General features: G+C 44.5%; 27 protein-coding genes and 1 pseudogene. 7 read left to right on the plus strand and 21 right to left on the minus strand.

Annotated features, from left to right (window positions below; genetic code table 11):
* Positions 1-12: 12 nt before the first annotated feature.
* Together NF859_RS03895 and vapB are read right to left on the minus strand one after the other, a co-directional pair.
* Positions 13-405 (minus strand): type II toxin-antitoxin system VapC family toxin, encoded by a 393-nt coding sequence (locus tag NF859_RS03895; RefSeq protein WP_252743104.1) that lies wholly within the window; start codon positions 403-405, stop codon positions 13-15.
* The gene (gene vapB / locus NF859_RS03900; protein ID WP_252743105.1) at positions 392-613 is read right to left on the minus strand and encodes a type II toxin-antitoxin system VapB family antitoxin; all 222 of its coding nucleotides are present in this window, start codon (positions 611-613) and stop codon (positions 392-394) included. The genes NF859_RS03895 and vapB overlap by 14 nt, the downstream gene beginning before the upstream one ends.
* Positions 614-769: 156 nt before the next feature.
* On the opposite strand from vapB, the gene NF859_RS03905 reads away from it, so the two are divergent.
* The 3 genes from NF859_RS03905 to NF859_RS03915 all read left to right on the plus strand — a co-directional run bounded on the left by NF859_RS03905 (position 770) and on the right by NF859_RS03915 (position 3,146).
* Positions 770-2,116, plus strand: coding sequence for a M20/M25/M40 family metallo-hydrolase (locus NF859_RS03905; RefSeq protein ID WP_289846412.1), 1,347 nt, complete (start codon positions 770-772; stop codon positions 2,114-2,116).
* A 76-nt stretch (positions 2,117-2,192) separates the two neighbouring features.
* The gene (locus NF859_RS03910) at positions 2,193-2,840 is read left to right on the plus strand and encodes a phosphoribosyltransferase (RefSeq protein WP_087035864.1); all 648 of its coding nucleotides are present in this window, start codon (positions 2,193-2,195) and stop codon (positions 2,838-2,840) included.
* A gap of 12 nt (positions 2,841-2,852) precedes the next feature.
* Positions 2,853-3,146, plus strand: coding sequence for a hypothetical protein (locus NF859_RS03915; protein ID WP_252743107.1), 294 nt, complete (start codon positions 2,853-2,855; stop codon positions 3,144-3,146).
* 373 nt (positions 3,147-3,519) lie between these two features.
* On the opposite strand, the gene NF859_RS03920 is transcribed toward NF859_RS03915, so the two are convergent.
* Positions 3,520-5,319 carry a DUF4932 domain-containing protein gene (locus tag NF859_RS03920; RefSeq protein WP_252743108.1) on the minus strand — a complete coding sequence of 600 codons (1,800 nt, stop codon included), beginning with the start codon at positions 5,317-5,319 and terminating at the stop codon, positions 3,520-3,522.
* 83 nt (positions 5,320-5,402) lie between these two features.
* On the opposite strand from NF859_RS03920, the gene NF859_RS03925 reads away from it, so the two are divergent.
* Entirely contained in the window at positions 5,403-6,374 is a 972-nt protein-coding gene (locus NF859_RS03925) for a metal ABC transporter solute-binding protein, Zn/Mn family (protein WP_252743109.1), read from the plus strand.
* Positions 6,375-6,380: 6 nt separating this feature from the next.
* Here the strand turns inward: NF859_RS03925 and NF859_RS03930 are convergent, their stop codons facing one another.
* Genes NF859_RS03930 through NF859_RS03945 form a run of 4 tightly spaced genes read right to left on the minus strand, consistent with a single transcriptional unit; the run spans position 6,381 to position 11,148 of the window.
* On the minus strand, positions 6,381-7,286 hold the full coding sequence (locus tag NF859_RS03930) for an ABC transporter permease (RefSeq protein WP_004068173.1): 906 nt from the start codon (positions 7,284-7,286) through the stop codon (positions 6,381-6,383).
* On the minus strand, positions 7,283-8,314 hold the full coding sequence (locus NF859_RS03935) for an ABC transporter permease (RefSeq protein ID WP_252743110.1): 1,032 nt from the start codon (positions 8,312-8,314) through the stop codon (positions 7,283-7,285). Before NF859_RS03935 ends, NF859_RS03930 begins: the two co-directional genes overlap by 4 nt.
* A complete protein-coding gene (locus tag NF859_RS03940; protein ID WP_252743111.1) occupies positions 8,304-9,833 on the minus strand; it encodes an ABC transporter ATP-binding protein in 1,530 nt (509 codons plus the stop codon). The genes NF859_RS03935 and NF859_RS03940 overlap by 11 nt, the downstream gene beginning before the upstream one ends.
* A 46-nt stretch (positions 9,834-9,879) precedes the next feature.
* Complete coding sequence (locus NF859_RS03945) at positions 9,880-11,148, minus strand: BMP family lipoprotein (protein ID WP_252743112.1); 1,269 nt, start codon at positions 11,146-11,148, stop codon at positions 9,880-9,882.
* Positions 11,149-11,274: 126 nt separating this feature from the next.
* Between NF859_RS03945 and NF859_RS03950 the strand changes: the two genes are divergently transcribed.
* From NF859_RS03950 to NF859_RS03960, 3 genes are all read left to right on the plus strand, one after another.
* Positions 11,275-11,730, plus strand: coding sequence for a hypothetical protein (locus NF859_RS03950; RefSeq protein ID WP_252743113.1), 456 nt, complete (start codon positions 11,275-11,277; stop codon positions 11,728-11,730).
* A 72-nt stretch (positions 11,731-11,802) separates the two neighbouring features.
* Complete coding sequence (gene glmM / locus NF859_RS03955; RefSeq protein WP_252743114.1) at positions 11,803-13,152, plus strand: phosphoglucosamine mutase; 1,350 nt, start codon at positions 11,803-11,805, stop codon at positions 13,150-13,152.
* 2 nt (positions 13,153-13,154) lie between these two features.
* Complete coding sequence (locus tag NF859_RS03960) at positions 13,155-13,577, plus strand: EamA family transporter (RefSeq protein ID WP_252743115.1); 423 nt, start codon at positions 13,155-13,157, stop codon at positions 13,575-13,577.
* Here NF859_RS03960 and NF859_RS03965 read toward each other — a convergent pair.
* The 14 genes and pseudogenes from NF859_RS03965 to NF859_RS04020 all read right to left on the minus strand — a co-directional run bounded on the left by NF859_RS03965 (position 13,539) and on the right by NF859_RS04020 (position 21,220).
* Positions 13,539-14,021: a flavodoxin family protein gene (locus NF859_RS03965; protein WP_252743116.1), complete on the minus strand. Its 483-nt coding sequence runs from the start codon at positions 14,019-14,021 to the stop codon at positions 13,539-13,541. The genes NF859_RS03960 and NF859_RS03965 overlap by 39 nt on opposite strands.
* Entirely contained in the window at positions 14,021-14,599 is a 579-nt protein-coding gene (locus NF859_RS03970) for a hypothetical protein (protein WP_252743117.1), read from the minus strand. The genes NF859_RS03965 and NF859_RS03970 overlap by 1 nt, the downstream gene beginning before the upstream one ends.
* Before the next feature lie 167 nt (positions 14,600-14,766).
* The gene (locus tag NF859_RS03975) at positions 14,767-15,312 is read right to left on the minus strand and encodes a hypothetical protein (RefSeq protein ID WP_252743118.1); all 546 of its coding nucleotides are present in this window, start codon (positions 15,310-15,312) and stop codon (positions 14,767-14,769) included.
* Between the two features lie 68 nt (positions 15,313-15,380).
* Positions 15,381-15,590: a hypothetical protein gene (locus tag NF859_RS03980; RefSeq protein WP_252743119.1), complete on the minus strand. Its 210-nt coding sequence runs from the start codon at positions 15,588-15,590 to the stop codon at positions 15,381-15,383.
* A gap of 123 nt (positions 15,591-15,713) precedes the next feature.
* Positions 15,714-17,093, minus strand: coding sequence for an ATP-binding protein (locus NF859_RS03985; RefSeq protein WP_252743218.1), 1,380 nt, complete (start codon positions 17,091-17,093; stop codon positions 15,714-15,716).
* A 163-nt stretch (positions 17,094-17,256) separates the two neighbouring features.
* Positions 17,257-17,523, minus strand: coding sequence for a hypothetical protein (locus NF859_RS03990; protein ID WP_252743120.1), 267 nt, complete (start codon positions 17,521-17,523; stop codon positions 17,257-17,259).
* Positions 17,520-18,092: a hypothetical protein gene (locus NF859_RS03995; protein ID WP_252743121.1), complete on the minus strand. Its 573-nt coding sequence runs from the start codon at positions 18,090-18,092 to the stop codon at positions 17,520-17,522. Before NF859_RS03995 ends, NF859_RS03990 begins: the two co-directional genes overlap by 4 nt.
* 67 nt (positions 18,093-18,159) lie before the next feature.
* Positions 18,160-18,294, minus strand: a complete 135-nt coding sequence (locus NF859_RS10630) for a hypothetical protein (protein WP_289846414.1) — start codon at positions 18,292-18,294, stop codon at positions 18,160-18,162.
* A 47-nt stretch (positions 18,295-18,341) separates the two neighbouring features.
* A pseudogene (locus NF859_RS10695) lies at positions 18,342-18,569 on the minus strand (type II toxin-antitoxin system RelE family toxin); the annotation flags it as partial.
* A gap of 30 nt (positions 18,570-18,599) precedes the next feature.
* On the minus strand, positions 18,600-18,782 hold the full coding sequence (locus NF859_RS04000; RefSeq protein ID WP_252743122.1) for a hypothetical protein: 183 nt from the start codon (positions 18,780-18,782) through the stop codon (positions 18,600-18,602).
* A 133-nt stretch (positions 18,783-18,915) separates the two neighbouring features.
* Positions 18,916-19,491 (minus strand): AAA family ATPase, encoded by a 576-nt coding sequence (locus NF859_RS04005; protein WP_252743123.1) that lies wholly within the window; start codon positions 19,489-19,491, stop codon positions 18,916-18,918.
* Positions 19,492-19,503: 12 nt separating this feature from the next.
* Entirely contained in the window at positions 19,504-20,304 is an 801-nt protein-coding gene (locus NF859_RS04010; protein ID WP_252743124.1) for a hypothetical protein, read from the minus strand.
* Positions 20,304-20,579 (minus strand): hypothetical protein, encoded by a 276-nt coding sequence (locus tag NF859_RS04015; RefSeq protein ID WP_004068159.1) that lies wholly within the window; start codon positions 20,577-20,579, stop codon positions 20,304-20,306. The genes NF859_RS04010 and NF859_RS04015 overlap by 1 nt, the downstream gene beginning before the upstream one ends.
* Positions 20,580-20,647: 68 nt before the next feature.
* Positions 20,648-21,220 (minus strand): hypothetical protein, encoded by a 573-nt coding sequence (locus NF859_RS04020; RefSeq protein WP_252743125.1) that lies wholly within the window; start codon positions 21,218-21,220, stop codon positions 20,648-20,650.
* Positions 21,221-21,232: the final 12 nt, after the last annotated feature.

Below are 21,232 nucleotides of genomic sequence, written 5' to 3' on the forward strand. Positions count from 1 at the left end.
TGCAAAATAAATTTATTGGATGAGCTTTGTCCTTACGTATTTTTTTGCTGCCTCAAACTGCTTAACGTCGGAGGTGTAGAGATCAGCTTTTAGTTCTTCCGCGAGGGCTATGTAGAGAGCATCGTAAATGGTAATTTTTTCTTTCAATGCTATCTCCAAAGCACGCTCAAAGTAATTCTTGGCTTCGAAGAGCAACAGGCTTTTGGCGAGATACTTCAGTGCTTCAGTTCTGTCTTTTGCGTCTTCTTCATCTAGCCGTTTTTGGATAACAGCTTTCCAAATAGCGTTTAGTGCCTCAACAAGAGCGTAATCCAGCGTTGCAGTTTTTTCCGTTAGTGGAACACTCTCCCAGTTCTCTTCTTGAAGGAGCACTTTAGCAAGAGCAGATGCATCAATTACTATCACGATCCTCCCTCACAGATTTCGCTGAAAAACCTCTCTCAACGCTCTTTTTCCCCTTGAGAATTTCAAGGGCTTTTTGAAGGTTTTTCTTCCTTTCTTCCTCTTCTATGCGCTTGATTATGAACCTCCTTATTTCTTCACTCCAGTTTATATTTATCCCCTTCATCTTTGCTTTTATCTCATCTGGAACTCTAACTGTAATGACGGCCATGCAATATCACCTGAAATACATTATGCAATACGAAGTATATAAAATTTGTGTTTATCTCGTGAGAGCTTTGCCCTTTTAGAGAGATGAGTTAGAGAATCGTAAACTTTTCTCTTTAACACTAGTGAACGAGGGTGAAAACTCTTAAATATCATTTCGATGAAAATTTTAATGGTGTCATCTATGGACGTTGTGGAGCTCCTTTCCGAACTAGTGAAATTTGACACAACAAACGACCCGGCAAAAGGTATAAAACCCTCAAAGGACTGCCCGAAGTTTATAATGGATACACTGTCTTCTTGGGGCATTGACTCTGAGCTGATAGAAAAAGATGGCTATTATGCAGTCTATGGTGAAATAGGGAGTGGGAAACCAAAGCTCCTCTTCATGGCACACTTTGATGTGGTTCCCGTAAACAGAGAAGAGTGGGAGACTGAACCGTTTGAGCTGACCATTAAAGGTAGCAGAGCATACGGAAGGGGAAGTGCCGATGACAAGGGAAACGTAGCTTCAGTAATGTTAGCATTGAAAGAGCTCTCAAAAATAGAGCTTGAGGGGAAGATTCTGTTCGCATTTACCGGTGATGAAGAAATTGGTGGAAAAATGGCAATGCACATTGCTGAAAAGCTGAAGAGCGAAAATAACCTTCCGGAATACATGATCAACGCAGATGGCATTGGCATGAAACCCATAATACGCAGGAGAAAGGGATTTGGAGTTACTATAAGTGTGCCTTCTGAAAGAATCAAGCTCATAGGGGTCCTAAAAGAGAGGAAGTTTAAGGTGAACACTCCAATTCTTGAAACGAGGCATGCGGCATATTTCCTTCCTGGAGTTGATACTCATCCGATGATAGCACTGTCGCACTTTTTGAGGAATTCAAACGCTTTGGCGGTCTCTCTTGAAGGGAAGTTCCTCAAGGGAAACGTCGTGCCGAGTGAGGTAACGCTCAAGTATCTTGAGCCAGGAGAGGGAGGAGAGGAAGTTGAAGCAGATATGGGCTTAATGAAGCTTTTAAAGGCGATAGTGCCTTTGGTGAGAGCTCCAATAAAGCCTGAAAAGTACAGCGATTATGGAGTATCGATAACGCCCAACATCTATTCCTTTAAGGATGGCAAGCATGTTCTGAGGCTAGACATAAGGGCAATGAGCCATTCCCATAAAGACATCGAGAGTACTATAAAAGAGGTTGTTGCTTTTAACATCCCAGAGGCAGAGGTTATCGTAAACAGCAACGAGAAAGCAGGTTACCTCTTTACCCACCCGGAGGAGGAGATAGTAAGGGCAATGCTTGAAACGCTTGAAAAATTTGGCGAGAAAGCCGAACCCGTAGAAGGGCCTGGAGCAGCGGATTCAAGGTTCTTCACACCTTATGGAGTTAAGGCAATAGACTTTGGACCGAGAGGAGGCAATATTCACGGGCCGAATGAGTACGTTGAGATAAACCCCCTTAAGATTCTTCCGGAGGTGTACAAGGAGGTTGCATTGAAGCTGATTAGGGAGTAGTTTTGGTTCTTTTTTCTGTTTTTCCTGTGGGAAAAGCTTAAATATTCCTTGTTTATTAACGTCAGTAAGGGAAATCATGAAGAAGTTTCCAGCATACCTGGCTTCTTGGGACGACATAGAGAAGTGGGCTAAAGAAGGAGCAATTAAAGTTCTTGAAGAAGGCTGGATGCCGGATGTTATTGTAGGCCTTGCAAGAGGCGGCTGGGTTGCGGCAAGGCTTTACTGCGACTATTTGGGAGTTAAAGACCTTGTGAGCGTTAAAGTGGAGCATTGGGGAGTTACGGCAACTCCAGACGGAAAAGCCAAACTTAAGTACGGCACGCAATACAATTTTGAGGGCAAGAAAGTCCTGATAGTTGATGACATAGCGGACACTGGAGAAAGCTTAACCTTGGCAAAGAACTACGTCGAGAGCAAAAATCCAGCTGAAATAAAAGTTGCAACTCTTTTGACGATAAAAACCTCAAAGTTTAGGCCAGATTACTTTGGAGAGGAGATTGATTGGGCATGGATAGTCTTTCCGTGGAACTTTGTTGAGGATATGATAAACCTCGTAAACAACCTGTTTGAGGAGAAGGATGCCCTTACTTCGGATGAAATAATTGAGCTGTTTAAAGAGCTCCATGGTATGGAGGTTCCGAAGGAGAAGCTTGAGGAGGCTTTGAAGTTTGCCCAGATGAGAAAAATATTTAAATGGGATGGGCAATCTTGGCGCAAAGCTTAAGGTTGTGATATCTTGGATAAGGAGGATATGATAAAATCAATAAGGGAGCACAGCAACTACTCTAGAGAAATTTACGATATGCACGAGGACGTTATAAACGAGGCCCTAGAACATTATGACGAGCTGAAAGAAGAATATTTAAATGACCATTCGCGTGCTAGAATCGTTAGAATCGTGATAAACGAGGATAATAATTTGCCGTTGGCCATAGAGTTCCATCGGAAGGATGATTCCTTTAAAGGCTTCAGCATAGCAATAGGCAAGCCCTATATAAAGAATGGAAAGAGCAACGGGCATCAGGACTGACCTCCTTCCCGCCTTTAGCGAGAGGCTAAGCTTTAATCCCTCGCTAAGGACGGGAAGGTTTACGGGCAACTCATTCCCTACTCCCGCTGCCGGTTTCGGTTCAGCCCGAGGGGACGGTCTCGCCCCCATTACCCCTATCCCCAAAGGGGACTTGGGGTTATCGTTTTGACAACCTTCTTCAGTTTTTGACTACCCGAGAGGACAATTTTTTGAAGGACGCCTTACGGCGTCCACTCCCCTTCAGCTTGAAGGGGACACTTAAACTCCTCGCCTCATCAGGTTCTAAGTTTGACATCTTCAAGCTTCTTATTACTATATAAAGTTTAAAAGAGTTTCGGTTCTTTAAAGGTTACCCTTCAATTACTGCACCCTCCTAAAGGGCAGGTTTTCTGAGAGAAAAATAAAATCCATCTTCAATGACTCTTCCGTCGTATACTTGATAGCTTACTAGATAGTATGTTGGATTTTTGTATTTTCTTGTTCCATATCTATCTGCTCCGGCGATCCATATTATATAGTTGTCTTCCCGATATGGGTTTCTTATTGCCATTATTACGGATGTAAAGGGTGAGCTGTAAGTTTTTTCGGCGAATTCAATCTCTTTTATGTTTTGATCCGTTATTAAGAACGTTCTGACGTTTTCGAATTCGGCATTTTTCTCCAAAATCCATGTTCCGTTTGAGAGCACAAATCTTAAGGGGAAGTCCTCATCCAGTTGATCCACAACTTTATTACTCAAAGGACCACCTATGAGGATCATATCCTTCTCTAAATCTTCCTTAGTTATCTCCACATCGCTCTTTATTTCGACTTTTACCTCTCCCATCCACTGAGAGTAGAACCTCTGGAGATAATCTTTAACTATTTCGGCTGTTTCTCTATCATAATCCACACCATTTTTGTCGGGGTTCTGTGTGCCGTAAACTATGATTATTTCTCCCTCCTTCACTCCATCATCCAGTGCTCTCAATGGAGTTACCGGTACTTTTTCTTCATAAAGGGCTTTTGCTTCACTTTCAGGCACCATATGGGCCAACTCTGTTAACATATTGAAGATGTACTCCTCCAAGGGCCTGTTATTCTCAACGGCAATCTTGGCATATTTTTTGTATAGCTTTACAACATCCTCGATCCAAAATTCTCCCCATGCTTTCTCCATCTGAAGGGAAAGCTCGGCATAGTCTTTGTTTATTCCGCTTAGGGCAAAGTACGCCCAGGCATCTGCAAAGCTTTCGTATATCATGGTTGTATCGCTCCAAAAGTGTATGTCATAGGTTGCCAAGTAAGGCATGTCCTCCTCTATGGTGTCTTCAAGGTATTTGAGAGGCTTTACTTTGTACCCGTAATACTCGTTGAGCTTGGCTGTAGTTAGGTCGTGCCCAAGTTCGTGGTATATGAACTCCAGAATCCACAATTTGTCAAATTCTGAATTGTTCACATAAACACTGTTTAGCGGAAGCCCAAAAATTGTATCCTTTGCCCTAAGAAATCCCCAGTATGTTTTGGGAGGGTTTCTTCTGACCAATGGAAGCATTCCTCCGGAGCCATAAATTACAGTCTCATTCACTTTTTCCCTAAAGCTGTGTCCATGAATGCAGACCAGATATGGAAAATGAAACTCGAAGCGAACGTTGGTCAAGTTCATATATGGTTCCATGAACTCATCTGGTGGGAGTAGAGTTATGGCAGAAGCATAAACTTCTAGGTCTTCATTGTAGTAATTCTCATGGCTCCTAAAGAATTCCATGAAGTTTGTATCTTGGGAAAACTCCCTCAGGGCGTCCACTATTTCGTCAAGCTCTTGATCCTGCCATTCAGTGTAGATCCTCTCCATCTTCGGTGGCTCTGAGAACTGCAGAAGGTACGCGTCAATGATGAATAGCCTATAGTCCCTCTCTGGAATAGTCTTTGCATCCTTGAAATATTCCCTAAGTATCTCTACCGCCCTGTGGTTTCTGTATTTCCAAAACCAGTGTTTTACATCGTTGATGTACCCCTCTCTATTGAGGACGAACTCATCGTGACCAAATGCAAGGTAGTAAACAATCGATAGGAGCTCTTCATTTGGGTTTATCTTTATTAGAACACTATTCCGCTGGAACTGATACGCACTAACGTTTGGAGCCAGGAGAAAGATAAGCAGGAGTGCCAAGAGCCTGCGCTTCATATGCATCACACTAATTTTTCATTCGATATATTTAAACTCTCTGCAAAACTTTAAAATACCATGCTCCAACTTTGTTAGGGTGACCTAAAATGAAGAGAATGGTAATACTGTTTGTACTTATCCTTTTTCTAGCTCCATTAACTACCGCTCAGGAGAAGCCTTTAGTGGTCACGAGCATAGCCCCAATAGCAGAGATACTTAGGGAAGCCTTTGGAGATACCGTTCAGGTGGAATACCTCGTTCCTCTTGGAGTTGATCCTCATCAATACCAGCTTACACCGGATCAGATTGAGGAGATTCAAAGGGCAGATGTTGTAGTTACAATTGGTCACTTGCCAGCTGAAGAAAAAATAGAGGAGCTCAAGCGAGAAGGCATCTTGAAAGGTAAGGTTCTTGGGATAGAGGATTATCAAAGATACGGCTTTCGCTATCTCCCTGAGAGGTGGTACAACAACAAGTACAATCTTCACGGCATTTGGCTTGACCCCTATAATGCCCTTGCCATAGCTGAAGCCGTAAAGGATGCTTTAGCTAACTCCCCTGCATACACTTCCCTGGATTCTCGGTTTTCAGAGTTTGAGGCAAAACTCGAAGGGATTGTCTTAGCATATCAAAAATTGGGCTTGGAAGGGAAGAAGGCATTGATAGAGCTCCCCTCTCAACAGTATACTTTGGAGTGGATGGGAATTATAGCGGTTGACTCTATAAAACCTGAAGAAGAAGTCCCAGCTAAGAGTGTGGATGAGCTCCTTACTGTTGCAAAAACGGTTGATGTAATAGTTTACTCGGAGGAATCTCCAGAACCTTTGAAAAGTGCTGCCCTTGAGCTTTCAAAAAGAACAGGAATCCCAGTGGTCAAAGTTTCTGTTATGTGGAGTGGGAGGGATTATACCGAAGTTTTAGCCCAAAATTCTGCCAATATAGCATCCGCATTTAGAAGCTATGCTCCGGAGCAAGGGCAGACATTCCAGCAAACAAACCTCAACACAACGTATATTCTCCTTGCCCTTGTGGTAGGCATTACCCTTGGGACAGCTCTCGGTGTAATAATAAAAAATTAAGAGAGTTCACTCTCTCTTGTAGGGCTTTCCATCGGCCTTTGGAGGCCTTACTTTTCCTATTATTCCTGCCACAATGATTAATGTCACTAGGTATGGAAGTGTAGCAACAAACTGCCATGGAATGATTCTCTGAACCTCTGGATTCGTTCTTACCCATACTGAGAGGTTGTCGAAGAATCCGAAAATGAATCCTCCAAGGAGAGCCCTTAACGGGTTCCATCCGCTGAACACCATATTTGCCAGGGCGATAAATCCTCTGCCTGCTGAAAGCTGCTTTGTGACCGTTCCAAGCCAGTCTACACTCATGAATGCCCCGCCAAGTCCTGCAAGCGTTGCTCCATACACTGTGGCTAGAAATCTATAGCGCTCAACGTTTATACCTAGTGCATCCGCTGCTTCCGGATTTTCACCTACCGCTCTTATTCTAAGTCCTAGTGGAGTTCTGAAGAGAACCCAGTGGGTTAAGATTGCTATGGCAATTGTCACGAGAACCATTGGACTTAGACTTCCGTAGGGGGTGTTTATTATCGGTGTAACCCTGAAGTTCGTCGGAACTTGATGCTGACCTGCAGTTCCCCAGTATGCTGGAATTCCAAAGGCTACAACACCTAATGCAAGAAGGTTAACTCCGATACCCGGAATCACATGATCTCCCTTTAGATAGACGGTAATAAATCCGTGGAGCATCCCTAGAAGCATCCCTATAAAAGCCCCACCAAGAAGGCCGATCCATGGACTTCCTGTTATTTCTGCGAATATTGCTCCAAAGAAGGCGCTCATGAGGAGTATTCCCTCATATCCTATGTTTACAACACCGGCTCTCTCGCTCACTACAGCCCCCACGCTTGTAAGCACCAGTGGAACCATTGCCGTTAGTGCTCCTATAAGTGTTGAAATGACTGCCTCAATCATTTTCTCACCACCCTCTTTAGAAGGTCTAAAAGTCCTGGAACTGCAACGGCAACAACTATCACACCCTGAACCATTCTCACCATCTCTAACGGGACTCCTGCTTCAATCTGCATAGCTGTGGCTCCAGCTTTAAGCATTCCAAAGAATATACCGCTGAATATTATTCCAAGCGGGTGATTTCTTCCTACTAAGGAAACACCTATTCCATCAAATCCGTAGCCGTAGATGTTCGCCATTCCTTGGCTTATTGCATAGCTTGGAGGTCTTCCCATGACTTCCGTTGCTCCGGCAAGGCCGCTCATAATACCTCCAAGTAGGAAAGACCATATAACTGCTTTCTTTGGGTTTATTCCACCATAACGAGCTGCTCTCTCATTGTATCCGCTTACTCTAAGTTCATACCCCAACTCAGTGTGCCAGAGGATGTAGTATGTGATGAGGGCTGCTATTACCGAAATCGCAAAGGCCCATGAAAGCTCACTTCCTTTCATTATTATCGGAAACCTTGCACTAGCCGGGACTGCTATTGTCTTATTTGGATCTTCGGGATTTGGTATTTTTTGCAGGACTATGTAGAGGGCTATGAAGTAGGCCATCCAGTTGAGCATGATTGTAGATACAACTTCATTTACTCCTCTTAGAACCTTTAGGAAGGCAGGAATTGCCATCCATGCGATTCCTGCTATTATTCCACCAAGAAGGCCCATTAAAATGTTTCCCCAGAGGTTTGTTAGCAGGATTGCCGCTATAGCTCCAAAATATACTGTACCTTCCCCACCAATGTTAAAAAGTCCTGTTCTCGCTCCTATCCCAAAGGTCAAAGCGGTTAATATTATGGGGGTTGCTGCACTTAGTGTCATGGCCCATCCGTACTTTGAGCCTACGGCTCCGTCAAAAAGTGCCACGTAAGCCTTAACTGGGCTGTAGCCTGAGAACGCTAGTATAATTCCTCCAACTACAATTCCAATCACTATCGCTATCAGGCTCTCTACAAGTGGCTTTGCGAATCCTTTGATGTCAACTCTCATGCTTGATACCTCCCATCATTAGTCCTATTTGCTCTTCGGTAACCTCTTCAGGCTTTACTATGCCTACAAATTCGCCCTCATAGATTATCGCCATTCTATCACTGAGTTGCAGTACTTCGTCGAGATCAGCAGAAACCAGAAGAACGGCCTTGTTTTCGTTTCTAAGCTTTATCAGGTAGTTTCTTATGTACTCGGTTGACGCGACGTCTACACCTCTCGTTGGTTGAGATGCGATTATAAATTCGGGCTCTTTGCTGACTTCCCTTGCAACTATGAGCTTTTGCTGGTTTCCTCCGCTCAGGCTCTTTACGGGAGCCTCTATACTTGGGACAACAACTTCAAAATCCTTCACGAGCTTTGCCGCATGTTCTTTAACCTTGTCCCACCTTATAAGTCCCAACGGCCCTCTAAAAGTCTCTCTCCAGTGGAGCCCGAGAATTGAATTTTCGGCTACACTCATTTCTGTGACTAGTCCCATATGGATTCTGTCCTCTGGAATATGTGCCACTCCGAGATCATAGAGCTCCCTTGGTGGTCTACCAGTTATATCTTTGCCGTTGAGGATTACCTTACCCTTTTCTATTCTCCTTAACCCGCTTATCGCTTCTATAAGCTCGGTTTGTCCGTTGCCCTCTACACCAGCTATTCCGAATATTTCCCCTGCCCTCACTTCAAATGTCAGCCCTTTTACTGCATCTTCGCCTCTGTCCCCCTTTACCCATAGATCCCTTACCTCAAGAACGGGTTTCCCAGCTTCTTTTGGTGGTTTCTCTATCCTGAGAACAACTTCTCTCCCAACCATCATTTTGGCGAGTTCTTTTGGAGATGTCTCGCTTGTGTTGACGGTTCCTATTACTTCCCCCTTTCTCAGAACGGTTACCCTGTCGGTTATCTCCATGACCTCTCTTAGCTTGTGGCTTATGAATATTATCGTTGTACCCTGTGCTTTTAGCTTTCTAAGAACATCAAAGAGCTCCTTGACCTCTATTGGTGTTAACACTGCAGTTGGCTCATCCAAAATGAGAACATCAACATCTCTATATAGGGTTTTTAATATCTCGATTCTCTGCTGAACGCCCACCGGAAGGTTTTCGACGGGTACATCAAGGGGAACTTGAAAGTTCAGCTCATCCATAAGTTTTTGTAACTTCTCCTTTGCTTTCTCAACATCTATCTTTGAGAAAAGCCCGTGGCCTTCCATTCCAAGTATAATATTATGAAGACCATCAAAAACATCAACGAGAGTAAAATGCTGATGAACCATCCCAATTCCATTCGCAAGAGCATCTGCGGGGCTCTTAAATCTCACTTCTTTACCATTAACAAAGATTTTACCCTCTGTTGGATGGAGCATTCCAGAGAGTATTTTCATTAAAGTTGTTTTTCCAGCTCCATTCTCACCCAACAAACCGTGAATCTCACCTTTTTTTACGGAAAAATCAACACCTTTCAAAGCCTTTGTTCCGTCTGGATATATCTTGACGATCCCTTTCATCTCGATAATTGGAACTTCTTCCATAAATGCACCCCCAAGAAGCTGTAAAATTTAAAATAGAAAGGAGAAATCAGCCGCTTTCCCACTGCTTTGCTAACTCCTCCATTTCCTGCCATGTTTGGGCGTTTCTTAAGGCTTCTATCTGGTCTTTTGTGGTTGCCATTGGAACCTTTATCTCTCCGCTCTTGATTTTCTCTTCAAGTTCTTTTACTGCATTCCAGATCCAGTCTGGAACTTGCTTTCTTGTCTCCTCGAGCTTGGCAAATAGCTCATCTTCGCTGGTAAAGCCGAGCTCCTTGAGCTTCTGCTTCTTGGTTTCCTCTGGCAGTGAGTTAAACATCTCTTTGACATCGTCGATAGTGCTTACCCCAACACCACCTTCTTTTAGTCCAAGCTCCATTATTCCTCCTTGCCAGTTGCCCTTGACGGCCATCTCTACAGCCTTGTATACACCTACATCAACTCTCTTCATCATTGAAGCGATTATAACTCCCGGTTTAATCCAATCTTGAGCTGAGTCGACACCTACTGCAAACGGTGGCCCCATGTCTTTTCCTTGGCTCTGGAGGTACTCATAGACGGCATCGAAGACACCCAATCCTACTGCACCAGCTATTTGGTAAATCACCCAAGCTCCCTGTCCGAGCTGGGCTTGAGCGGCTGTTTTACCCTTTGCCGGGTCTGTGAATGAACCGGTGTAAGTGTATAAGATGTCAATGTTAACCTCTTTTCCAGTCTTTTGCTTGTAGTAATCTTCGGCCCAAGCAACACCAAACCTGTATCCACCTTCGAATTTATAGAGCACTGGGATTTCAATACCAAGAACAGCTCCAACTTTGTCTTTGCCGTCGTTAGCTGCAATTAAACCGGCTAAAGCTCCAATTAAAGCAGAGCCCTCGTTTTCTTTGAAGAGAATGCTCACGACATTTGGCTTGTCTGGGACAAATCCATCAACTATGGCGAACTTTTGGTTGGGGAACTCATCTGCTACTTGCTTTATTGCATCGGTCATCATAAATCCAACTGCGATAATGATGTCGTATTCTCCCTTTTGGGCTAAGCTTCTGAGGTTTGGCAAGTAATCGGATTCACTGTTGCTTTGTACTTCCTTAAGTTCAAGGTTGAAGTCCTTTGCAGCCCTTGAAGCACCTAGGTATGCCATATCGTTGAAGCTAAGATCACCTCTTCCACCGACATCATAAACCACTGCAATTTTTCCCGCGTATTGGGGAGTGCTTGTTTGTGTTTCTGTCTTTCCTCCTCCGCCAATACAGCCACTTACAGCAACGCTAAATAGTAAAATTCCTACTAAAAACACTGCTAATCCTCTATTCTTCATTAGATCGACCTCCATGGGGAGTTATCGTATGAGAGTGAGAACAATAAGAATATATACTTTATGGTCATTTTTGGGCAACTGCCTCAGGTTTTTAAAGGGTTTAATTCTACTGAGTGAGGGAGTGATATGCTTAAAGAGATAGCGAGCCTTGAAAGGGGTGTGATTTTACTTACGGGGGATGCCAAGAAGCTCGCAAGGATATTTCTCAACCTATGGCTTTCTAAAGGTAAAGTTTTCCTTGTGGAATACCTCCCTTTTGAGGTGAATTACCCAGAGAAAGTCTTTATAGGGGGCATTGAAGAAGGATTTGAATTTGACGGGTATGTGGTCTATTCACTTCTCTCCAGACCAAAATCAGAGAGAGCCAAGTATTATTCGTTCATAGCAGAACATAGGGATAAGCTTATCCTTATATACGAGCCCAAGTACTTCAGAGATTCCCTTTTTAGATATGCCCTCAAGGATTTAGTGGATTATCTGGTCGCTTACAAGCGTGAGACTATGGGAATGGATAGAGTTGACGTTTATAAGCTTGAAGAGGGTAGAGTCGTTAAAAAGAAAACCTACGTGAGGAGATTTTGAGAGAGATGAAATAAAAAATCTTTTAACTTAGCCTCGTACTTCTTAGTGTTTAGCGTTCATAGGGTGATTCTCATGGGGAAGTACTTTGGGACGAGTGGTATAAGGGAAGTCGTTAATGAGAAATTAACCCCGGATCTCGCTCTGAAGGTCGGAAAGGCATTAGGGACTTTCCTTGGCGAGGGGAGAGTAGTTGTCGGGATGGACACTAGAACTAGCGGCGAGATGCTTAAAAACGCCCTAATCTCAGGTCTTTTGAGCACTGGAGTGGATGTTATTGACATCGGCCTTTCTCCCACTCCATTAACGGGCTTTGCAATAAGGCTCTATGAGGCCGATGCAGGAGTGACTATTACCGCTTCTCACAATCCTCCCCAATACAACGGCATAAAGGTGTGGCAGCCGAATGGAATGGCCTATACAAGCGAGATGGAGAGTGAGCTGGAGAGAATTCTTGAAGAGGAGAAGTTCCAGCAGGCATCTTGGGATAGAATAGGGAAGCTGACAAAGGCTGATCCAAAAAGGGAGTACATAAAAAAAGCCCTCGAAATGGTGGAACTTTCAAAAAGCTATAAGGTTGTTGTTGACTGTGGAAACGGCGCCGGGAGCATAGTTTCGCCCTATCTTCAGAGGGAGCTTGGAAATAAGGTTGTCTCACTCAACTCCCACCCATCTGGATTTTTTGTGAGGGAACTTGAGCCAAATGCTAAAAGCCTTTCAGCCCTTTCGAGGGCTGTCAAGTCCCTTGGGGCTGATGTCGGCATAGCACATGATGGAGATGCCGACAGGATTGGTGTTGTTGACGATCAGGGGAACTTTGTAGAGTATGAGGTTATGCTCTCCCTCATAAGCGGCTACATGCTTAGAAAGTTTGGAAAGGGAAAGATTATCACCACAGTTGATGCCGGTTTTGCCTTGGATGATTACGTTAAACCTTTGGGTGGAGAAGTTGTTAGGGTAAGGGTTGGAGATGTTGCAGTTGCGGAAGGAATAATGAGGGAAAAAGCAATCTTTGGGGGAGAGCCCTCTGGAACCTGGATAATTCCGCAATGGAACCTTACCCCTGATGGAATATTTGCTGGGGCTTTGGTTCTGGAGATGATTGACAAACTCGGCCCAATAAGCGAGCTGGCTAAAGAAGTGCCAAGATATGTAACTTTGAGGGCTAAAATCCCATGTCCCAATGAGAAAAAGGCAAAGGCAATGGAGCTCATAGCCAAGGAAGCTCTGGAGACCTTTGACTACAAAAGACTGATCGACATCGATGGGGTAAGGATTGAAAACGACGAGTGGTGGATCCTTTTCAGGCCTAGTGGAACCGAGCCGATAATGCGCATAACCCTTGAGGCACACACAGAGGAAAAGGCAAAGGAGTTGATGAACAAAGCGAAAGAACTTGTGGAAAGGGCTATAAGGGAGGCTTAGACTTGGAAATTCCCATTTACATATTTTATGCTATTTTATCCGCTATATTTGCCGCTTTGGTTGCGATATTTGGAAAAATTGGTCTTGAGGGGATAGATTCAACTCTGGCCACTACGATTAGGGCGTTTATCATGTTTATGTTTCTGCTTCTGGTCTCAGCCTTTCAAGGAAAGCTGAAAGGAGGAATAACTTCAAAGCAATTTGCCTTTATAGTATTGTCTGGCGTTGCTGGGGCGCTTTCTTGGCTTTTCTACTTTTTGGCACTAAAAACGGGGACTGTTAAAGCTGTTGTGGCTATAGACAGGACTAGTGTGGTCTTTGCAATAGCGTTTGCATGGCTTTTGCTTGGAGAAGAGGTAACTTTGAGGGCTTTTATTGGGGCTTTATTAATAGTTATCGGCGCTATCTTGGTCTCGCTGAAGTGAGGCTAACCTTTTTGCAAACCTTCTTGCCCTTTCCAAATCCTTTTCATTTGGATGCCCCTTACTAATTCCTCCAATCTTCTCTAGCCATCCGTTGGTGTCCCAGCCCCTGCAGGAGAACTCTCCAACTATTTCAAATCCTTTCCTCCTTAAAGCCCTTCTTAGCTTCCTGTGGTTGATAAATGGGATATTTATCCCTGCTGTCGAGAAAATAAATGCTTTCTTCCCTTTCACTTCTGGAAGGTTATCTATAAGCTTAAAGAGCGCCCTATGGTGCTTCCAGTAGTAGATGCCGGAGCCAAACCCTATGAGATCATATTTCAGGAGTTCTTCAGGTTTTACTTCCCATGGCTTGACGAGCTCTGCATTAAGAACTTCTGCTATTGCTTTGACTATCTTTTCCGTGTTTTTGTGGTGGATAGAGACGTAAACAATGATAGCGCTCATCATAATCCCTCCACAGCTTCCTTCAGCTTTTCAATGCTTTCCTCAATGCTGTCTTTATCAAATTCTAGATAAACGGCATCCGGGAATCTTCTCTTTAGGACTTCAAATAGCACACCTTCTCCTTGAACTACCTCAAAGCCTTGTTCTTTCATCAGCTCTTTTGATCTCTTTATTCTCTCTTCCTTTGGCAGATAAAAGAACTCTTGGATAGCTTTGTAAGGAAATGTCTCTGGGTTGCTGGAGGTTGTGTGAAATACTCCACACGTTGGCGAGCCCTTAACTCCAAGAAAGACTATTTTTTCGGGCTTTTCTTCCGTTAAAACTCTCCCAATGAAGTCCGCAATGTTTTCGGCTTTTTCTCTCATTCCAAGCTTTTCAAAAACTTCTTTGCTCATCGGAGGCCTTGGCCAGCCTATGAGCTCATATTCTGGGCAGGGATAGGTTAAAATTTTCATCTTCCCTTTGTGCTCTGCAAGAAAGCTTAGGAGCTTTTCACTTGTCTTGTACTCTTTTTCCTTTGCTCCTCGATAAACGTAGAAGGGGCTGAGGAGGCATGGTGCCATAATGAGGAGCTTCATACTATCACCTAAGGGCTATTGAGAGTTCACCTTTATATCTCTGTTGGAAAAGATGCCTTTCATTGGAGCTTTTCGATGGACGAAGTGTTTTTCTTTCCTCGGTTTTCAGCTTTCCCCGCTGATCTTTGCTATGATTCTTTTTATTTTAAGATCTCAAAGTCCAGCAATTACATGCGCTTGTTCTTTAGGGCCTCCTCTATGGCTTCTATCCTTCTTTCTATTCTTTCCAGCCTCCGGAGGATCTCCTCAAGCATGGCCCTCATTTCGCTCAGGCCCTCCAGCTCCGGCGGTGCGCTCCCCACAGGCTGGAGCCCCTTCTTGCCGATGTATTTGTGCATCACGTTTCTTAGCTCGTTCAGGTACTGCATCGTTTTTTCGGGATCTTTCGCAAACTCCTCTATGAACTTCTTTAGGTCGTTGTAATTTTTTCCAAGATTTAGCCATGCCTTTGCCCTCTCCTCATCGTCTGGTACCCACGCATCCACGAGTTTTGCCGTGACCTTTGCTATTTCCTCCAGCTTTTGCAGGTCCTCGTCTGTTACCTTTCTTCCAAAATATTTTTTGGTATACTTGCTTTCTTTAAGTGCCGTTTTAATAGAATCCCAGTTGACTCCAAGCGGATCTTCGCTGTTGTGTTTCCACTGTAGCAGACGTTTATCCACACCTTCCAGTAGTAATATGGTTAGTACTTTGTGCGGATCAGCGTCCAGCACGCTTGCTGCTGCCTCTGCAAAGATCTTAAACCAGAGCGTCAGCTTTGTGGCAGATGCGATGTCGTGCTTTACAACAGGTGTCCCAACAATTGATGCTGCCCCAAATCCGCGTTTTTTTCAATTTCCTTGTATTTTTCGAGCGCTTTTCTCCCCTCTGGGTGGGTATATTCGAGGAGTTGCCCCCACATTTTGGCGGCCCCTTCGCTGATCGTAAAGAAGTTCCTGAGGAATGCCACCATTTTTGGGTCGTCCCTGTATTTGGTCGGCTTTATGAGCATTTTTACCCCCCTCACGGAACTGCGTTTATCGATATTTCAGGTATTTCTCCCGTTACTAACTCCAGCTTAGTTCATCTACTCCCCATTCCTAAAAACGTTTTCGAACGACCCGGAGAGCTCACCTCACTGGGCCGCTTCCTCGATGTCATCCAAGTCCCACACTAAGAACCCCTCCTCTCTAAGTCCCTCCTTCTCCTCGACACTTTTAGCGACAAGTCCATAGCTCTTCCCCCATCCATCGAGACCCACAAGTTCTGCCTTCCTCTCCAAGTCCCTCAAAATCCCCCTCGCTTCCCTCTCTTTGAGGTTTTTCCACTTGACCTCGACGAAGAGCGCCTTCTTCTCACGCTCGTTGAGGGCAACGAGGTCAATCTCCTCTTCCTTGTGCCACCACCTTCCAATCCTGGTGAACTTAAACGGAAGCTCACCACTCCTGTTCAACCTCAGGAGGAACTCCCTGGCCACACCTTCAAACACTCCCCCTGTGTAGTGGTCTATGTCGGCCATGACGGCATCAACGAGAAGCTCCCCGCTGCCGCTCTCGATCATGTCGGCGTTGGGGTAAACGTAGCGGAACCAGAAGGCAAAGTAGTTGTCCGCTATGTAGTATCTCCCCTTCCTGCTCTTTCTACTCGCCGTTACGGGCAGTTCCCTCCTCACGAGGTCGAGGTCTATGAGCACGCTGAGATACTTTCCGACGGTGGCCCTCTCAAGGCCAGTATCGTTCACTATCTCCCCGAGCGTTGTCTTTCCCCTAGCTATCGCCTCCATTATGGCAAAGTAGTTCCTCGGCTCGTCAAGCTCCTCACGGAGGACGAAGAGCGCATCGCCATAGAGGAATGAATCAACGCGGAAGTACCCCTTAAGGTTCTCCTCAATGCTTTTTTCATCGCTGAACTCAAGGAGGTAGGCCGGCGTGCCTCCTAAAATCCCATAGACCCTTACAAAGTCCTCAAGCGAGTATTTTGGAAGGAACTCTCTTGCATTGAAGAAGTCGAGGGGCTTAAGCTTGAGCTGAGCGGTTCTTCTGCCGTAGAGCGGGCTCTTGTAGCCCAAGAGCCTCTCCATCATCGAGACGCTTGAGCCGGAGATTATTAGAAATACCTTCCCCTTCGAGAGTCTCATCTCCCAGTACTCCTGGAGGATTGAGGGCAGGGCTTTGTTTCCCTTCACGAGGTAGGGGAACTCGTCTATGGCTATGATGAGGGGCTTTTCGGCCTTAGTTGAGAGGTACTCGAAGAACGCGTCCCAGCTCCGCAGGGGGTTCTTTTTGAGGAATGAATCGTTGAAGTATTCAGCGAGGCGGAGGGAGAAGCGCTCGAGGTTCTCAGCTTCGCTCGTCTCCCTCGCAAGCAGGTAAACTCCGCCGTGTCGCCTTAGGAATTCAAGGATGAGGGCGGTCTTTCCCACCCTCCTCCTGCCGTAGATCACGACGAACTGCGCCTTCCCGCTCTTCAGTCTCTCCTCAAGGAGGGTCAGCTCATCCTTCCTGTCTATGAACATTTGTTTACTCACCAGTAATTTACTTGTGAGTAAACTATTTAAGGGTTTCGATGTTTAGTGGGACTCCCTATGCAAAATATTTGATAATTCCAAGTTATCATAAATTGTGGTTTGGGTGCTGGCTTTCCTCTGTTGGGTCAAGGATCAAAAAGTCGGAAACGAATCAGCTCGTCCCCAAGAACTTTTCGAGCTTTTCTTCCTCTTCTCTGATTATGAGCTCTGTAGCAACTGCGTAGAGGCCGGCCCTAAGGAAGACCTCCTCGCTGAGCTCACCCTCAGCTATCTTTTTAACCTTTTCCTTAAGCTCTTTTACTGCTTTACTCCTTGCCTCGGCGGAATCAACGAGCTTCACTGCTTTTATGAGGGAGAGGACTTCGAGCTTAGCATCTTCTGGGATTTGAGCCGTGGTAAGTTCTTTCTCCTCCTTCAAGTGGTTGAACTTTTTCTCGACCTTTTCCCGCTGATCTCCGCCAGGAACTGACGGAACTCCTCAAGTTCCGGCCCGATGTCGATGCCGTTCTTTTTTAGTATGTACACTGGGTCTTCGGTCTCTTCTGCTAATGCTTGATAGAGTGCATCTAACCGCTCTTCTGAAGCATCGTCGACCATCTTTTCAGCGATCTTTGCAGCCTTCTTGAATGCTTCAACCAATTTCTCCGCATCTTCTTCTTTAACGGGAATTCCTCTATTGTTTGCTGCCCTAACAATTTCTTCTGCCAACATCTGTGGGTTTTCTTTTAGTTTGTCGAATTCATAACCTTCCTCGATTAGCGCGTCAAGGGCATCGCCGACTGCGTGGCCCACGTGCTTCGAGGTACTGCGAGCAATGTGGGACAGTGTCAGCGCAAGGAACGGGTGCGTGATCATTATCTTAATGCCGTTCGGGTGTTCAGCATCAATCATTTTGTGGTGTACATCATGGTCGAATAAGCTTCTTACACGTATCCTTTTTTTCCTTTCCTTACTGGGGAGTTTAATCACGTCGAGGATTTTGTACATTTTTTTATGTCCTTTTCCGAATCTCCTTCTGCTGCTAGTTCGGGCAGATTTTTGACACCCATTAAAGTTAAATAACCGCTTTTTTTACTTGATCAACAGTTAGTCCGTATTTCCTTGCGAGTTCTCTGTATACTTCCTCCGGGGACTTTTCCTTCTTTTTGCTTCCGAATATGAACATCCCGGCCAGCGGCAGGAGCGACAAGGGAACCACCCTCTAAACTTGGGCTTTGGAAGAGATAAGCCTTTTCCTCACCTGTAAGCTCTCTCGCGCCTCTCGACCTTGAAGATGATCACCCTCATATTCTCATCATCAACCTCGTAGAGTATCCTGAACCTGCCGACCCTGATCCTGTAAGTGCGCTCTTCCCCTTTAATCTTCTTGTAAGGGTATGAAAAGGGGTTCTGGGAGAGCGCCAGAACTATCTCCTTTAGCTTTCGCCTGTGGGAGGGCTCAAGGTTCTTGACCTGCTTCGCAGCTTTGCGAGTAAAAAACGACTTCGTACATGCTCATTCCTCGAAGAGCTCTTCAAAGCGGACGAACTCGCCCCTCTTGACCTCCTCGCGCATCTTCCTGAGCTCTTCCCTCTCCTTCTTGCTCAGGGACTCGTAACCAAGGAAGTTGTCTATCTTCGCGTTGAGCTGGATTAAAAGGTGCTCAATCCTCTCAAGCCTCTCAATCACTTTACTCATACTACCACCTAGTTAAAAATTCCCCTCCTGTTAAATAAACTTTTGCCCTATACCTCTATCTCCAAGAGAGTCGAAATCCCTCAAGTTCCAAACCAAAACGACTCTTCCTTTGTTGCCACTCTCTTCAGCAAACTCATGCACGAGTGAGCTTCCTTATTATGTCCTCGACCTTTGCCTTCAGCTCTTCCAAAGTTCCTTCATTTACAATCAAAAAGTCAGCCAAATCTTTAAGATTGCTCGTATGATAAAGCTCCTCCTCAGCTTCATCAGCCTTTAAGAAATCTTCAAAGCTTTTTATCACCTTATCTTTACCTGCGTTTCTCTTCTTTAAGCGTTCATACCTTATCTCCGGCCTCGCTTCAACATAGATTATAAACCCGCCTCGCTTTTTTATCGCCTCTATCTCACCTCTCGAGCGAACTCCGTCGATGATAACGTTTTCGCAGTTTCTTTTCTTGTCCAATGCGAGTCTTATCAGGATATCTTCCCCGTAGGTTTCCTTTAGGTATCTGCCGTATTCAATGAGTTTATCTCTTGTTGGTTCGCTCTTTTCTGGAACTTCAGGAAGCCATGAATATTCGCTTAGGTTGTGAGTTAAAAGATCAATTAACGGATCACTGCATGAAACCCTGCAAAAACCTCTCTCCTCGAAAAACTTTGCAATTGTTGTTTTTCCAGCTGCGATTTTACCAACAACTCCTATTATCATCTAACCACCAGGTTACTTTTTCCATGCCCACCATATTAAGTTTGCCCCATCTGTGGACTCCATTAATCCTTCAGCCACCATATCAACTACAAAGTCTATCATGGCATCCTTGTCAATCCTGACAGGCTTTTCAAAGCCGAAAAAGTACTTAGCCTCAAAGAATCCAATGTGGAGAAACCTAAGGGGATTTAACAGTGCCACATCCTCAATAAACTTCAAATCAAATGGAAAATCCCCAATGACGAGATTGATTCCCCTTTCTTTGGCGATATCTTTCAGCTTTTCCTCATCTGGATAAAAGAGCTCTCTAAGAGAGCCGTCTATTGGTTCATAGCTTATTTTTGGAAATGTGTACTTGATACCGATTTTCTTAGTTTTTAACCCCAATTTTTCAGCAAAGCCTATCATGGCCTTTGCATTAAAGCTGAGAAAAACAAGGGCTCTCTCGTCTACTCTTAACTCGGGCCACTTTCGGGGAGGAAATTTAAACTCTGCCTCGATTATTGGTTCCAAAAATTCCAAAAAAGTTCCTCTAATCCTTTCCAAATTTTTTTCGAGCTTTTTCTGCTTTATAAGCAGGTCAAGCTTTGAATATACTGTAACCTGCTTCACGCCGAGTTCTTCTCTAAGCTTTCCGATTACAAAGCTGTTCCCGATTATTGCACTTTTATCACTTCTATCTCTGCCTATTATAAACAGCTTATCTCCTTCCCTGTCATACCTAATTTCATCTATCACAAATGGCACTAGGGGAAAACCGTTTTCTTTTCTTATTCTGTTGACCTTCTCACTTATCTCTTCTATTGTAAACATCAGCTCACCTTGTACGCCTTGATGCACTCGTAGATTTCTTGGGCAATTTTTAAAGCTTCCTCTTTGTTGTTTGTTTCCTTGACTATAATTTTTCCACTCGGGAATATGCTTATGTCATATGTCTTTCTAACAAGGGCTAAGAACTTGGTTACTCGCTTTATCTGGTAGCCTTTCTCCGCTAAGCATTCGCAGACTTCCTCGAGGTCTAAATCAAACTTTTCTTTAGGGGTTACGTTTATTGCCTTCATGCTGGTACATGGCTTTGCAACCAGCATAGAACCACCAACCAGAATTTATGAACCGTACTTCATAAAATTTATTGATTGAAAGAAAAGGTCGAACATCATCGCTTCCAGAGGGCAAATCCCAAAATTGAGATCAGCAAAAGCGCCCCCAGTGAAAGGATAATTTTTGTTGGGGCACTCTTTTCTTTTGTTAGATTCGGGGTGTCTGTTCCCTCTTCAAGGGTGAAACTTACCTCAATTTTTCCCGCTGGAAGTGTTATTTTATTGCCCTCAACTTCAAGGGGGACATCGCTCATATCCACCAAGCTTGCTCCTTCTGGTAATATAACGCTCACTGGATTGTCTGATTTCAATGAGATTGTCCAAACAAGGCCCTCTTGCTTAATCAAATCTGGAGTGGTGTAAGTAATCTTCACTATCTGGGCATCTTGAGTGTTTACGGTAATCTCGTTTCCGTTTATGTAATATTCAAGGGGATTATCGTTTTCGTCGGTAACAAAGACGTCTTCGTAATGATCCCCAAGTAAAGATAATGTAACCTGCGTTGCATAATCATCAACGGGCACTTCGATTTCTACAGTCGCATATCCGTCTCCATAGGGAGTTATGTTTACGTTCTCTGCACTTACAAGGGGAATAAAAAGCAATAAGGCAAGCAAAGCCTTTTTCATACTTCCCACCTC

The sequence above is a fragment of the Thermococcus alcaliphilus genome (assembly GCF_024054535.1).
GTDB classification, from domain to species: domain Archaea; phylum Methanobacteriota_B; class Thermococci; order Thermococcales; family Thermococcaceae; genus Thermococcus_A; species Thermococcus_A alcaliphilus.

What these genes read in the sequence shown, in the direction of transcription:
- glmM (WP_252743114.1), top strand. Translation starts at nt 11,803, where the DNA reads ATGGGGAAGTACTTTGGGACGAGTGGTATAAGGGAAGTCGTTAATGAG.
- NF859_RS03905 (WP_289846412.1), top strand. Translation starts at nt 770, where the DNA reads ATGAAAATTTTAATGGTGTCATCTATGGACGTTGTGGAGCTCCTTTCC.
- vapB (WP_252743105.1), bottom strand. Translation starts at nt 613, where the DNA reads ATGGCCGTCATTACAGTTAGAGTTCCAGATGAGATAAAAGCAAAGATG.
- NF859_RS04000 (WP_252743122.1), bottom strand. Translation starts at nt 18,782, where the DNA reads ATGAGTAAAGTGATTGAGAGGCTTGAGAGGATTGAGCACCTTTTAATC.
- NF859_RS03930 (WP_004068173.1), bottom strand. Translation starts at nt 7,286, where the DNA reads ATGATTGAGGCAGTCATTTCAACACTTATAGGAGCACTAACGGCAATG.
- NF859_RS04020 (WP_252743125.1), bottom strand. Translation starts at nt 21,220, where the DNA reads ATGAAAAAGGCTTTGCTTGCCTTATTGCTTTTTATTCCCCTTGTAAGT.
- NF859_RS03920 (WP_252743108.1), bottom strand. Translation starts at nt 5,319, where the DNA reads ATGCATATGAAGCGCAGGCTCTTGGCACTCCTGCTTATCTTTCTCCTG.
- NF859_RS03965 (WP_252743116.1), bottom strand. Translation starts at nt 14,021, where the DNA reads ATGAGCGCTATCATTGTTTACGTCTCTATCCACCACAAAAACACGGAA.
- NF859_RS04015 (WP_004068159.1), bottom strand. Translation starts at nt 20,579, where the DNA reads ATGCTGGTTGCAAAGCCATGTACCAGCATGAAGGCAATAAACGTAACC.
- NF859_RS03985 (WP_252743218.1), bottom strand. Translation starts at nt 17,093, where the DNA reads ATGTTCATAGACAGGAAGGATGAGCTGACCCTCCTTGAGGAGAGACTG.
- NF859_RS04005 (WP_252743123.1), bottom strand. Translation starts at nt 19,491, where the DNA reads ATGATAATAGGAGTTGTTGGTAAAATCGCAGCTGGAAAAACAACAATT.
- NF859_RS03970 (WP_252743117.1), bottom strand. Translation starts at nt 14,599, where the DNA reads ATGAAGCTCCTCATTATGGCACCATGCCTCCTCAGCCCCTTCTACGTT.
- NF859_RS03980 (WP_252743119.1), bottom strand. Translation starts at nt 15,590, where the DNA reads ATGCTCATAAAGCCGACCAAATACAGGGACGACCCAAAAATGGTGGCA.
- NF859_RS03945 (WP_252743112.1), bottom strand. Translation starts at nt 11,148, where the DNA reads ATGAAGAATAGAGGATTAGCAGTGTTTTTAGTAGGAATTTTACTATTT.
- NF859_RS03935 (WP_252743110.1), bottom strand. Translation starts at nt 8,314, where the DNA reads ATGAGAGTTGACATCAAAGGATTCGCAAAGCCACTTGTAGAGAGCCTG.
- NF859_RS04010 (WP_252743124.1), bottom strand. Translation starts at nt 20,304, where the DNA reads ATGTTTACAATAGAAGAGATAAGTGAGAAGGTCAACAGAATAAGAAAA.
- NF859_RS03925 (WP_252743109.1), top strand. Translation starts at nt 5,403, where the DNA reads ATGAAGAGAATGGTAATACTGTTTGTACTTATCCTTTTTCTAGCTCCA.
- NF859_RS03950 (WP_252743113.1), top strand. Translation starts at nt 11,275, where the DNA reads ATGCTTAAAGAGATAGCGAGCCTTGAAAGGGGTGTGATTTTACTTACG.
- NF859_RS03995 (WP_252743121.1), bottom strand. Translation starts at nt 18,092, where the DNA reads ATGTACAAAATCCTCGACGTGATTAAACTCCCCAGTAAGGAAAGGAAA.
- NF859_RS03940 (WP_252743111.1), bottom strand. Translation starts at nt 9,833, where the DNA reads ATGGAAGAAGTTCCAATTATCGAGATGAAAGGGATCGTCAAGATATAT.
- NF859_RS03910 (WP_087035864.1), top strand. Translation starts at nt 2,193, where the DNA reads ATGAAGAAGTTTCCAGCATACCTGGCTTCTTGGGACGACATAGAGAAG.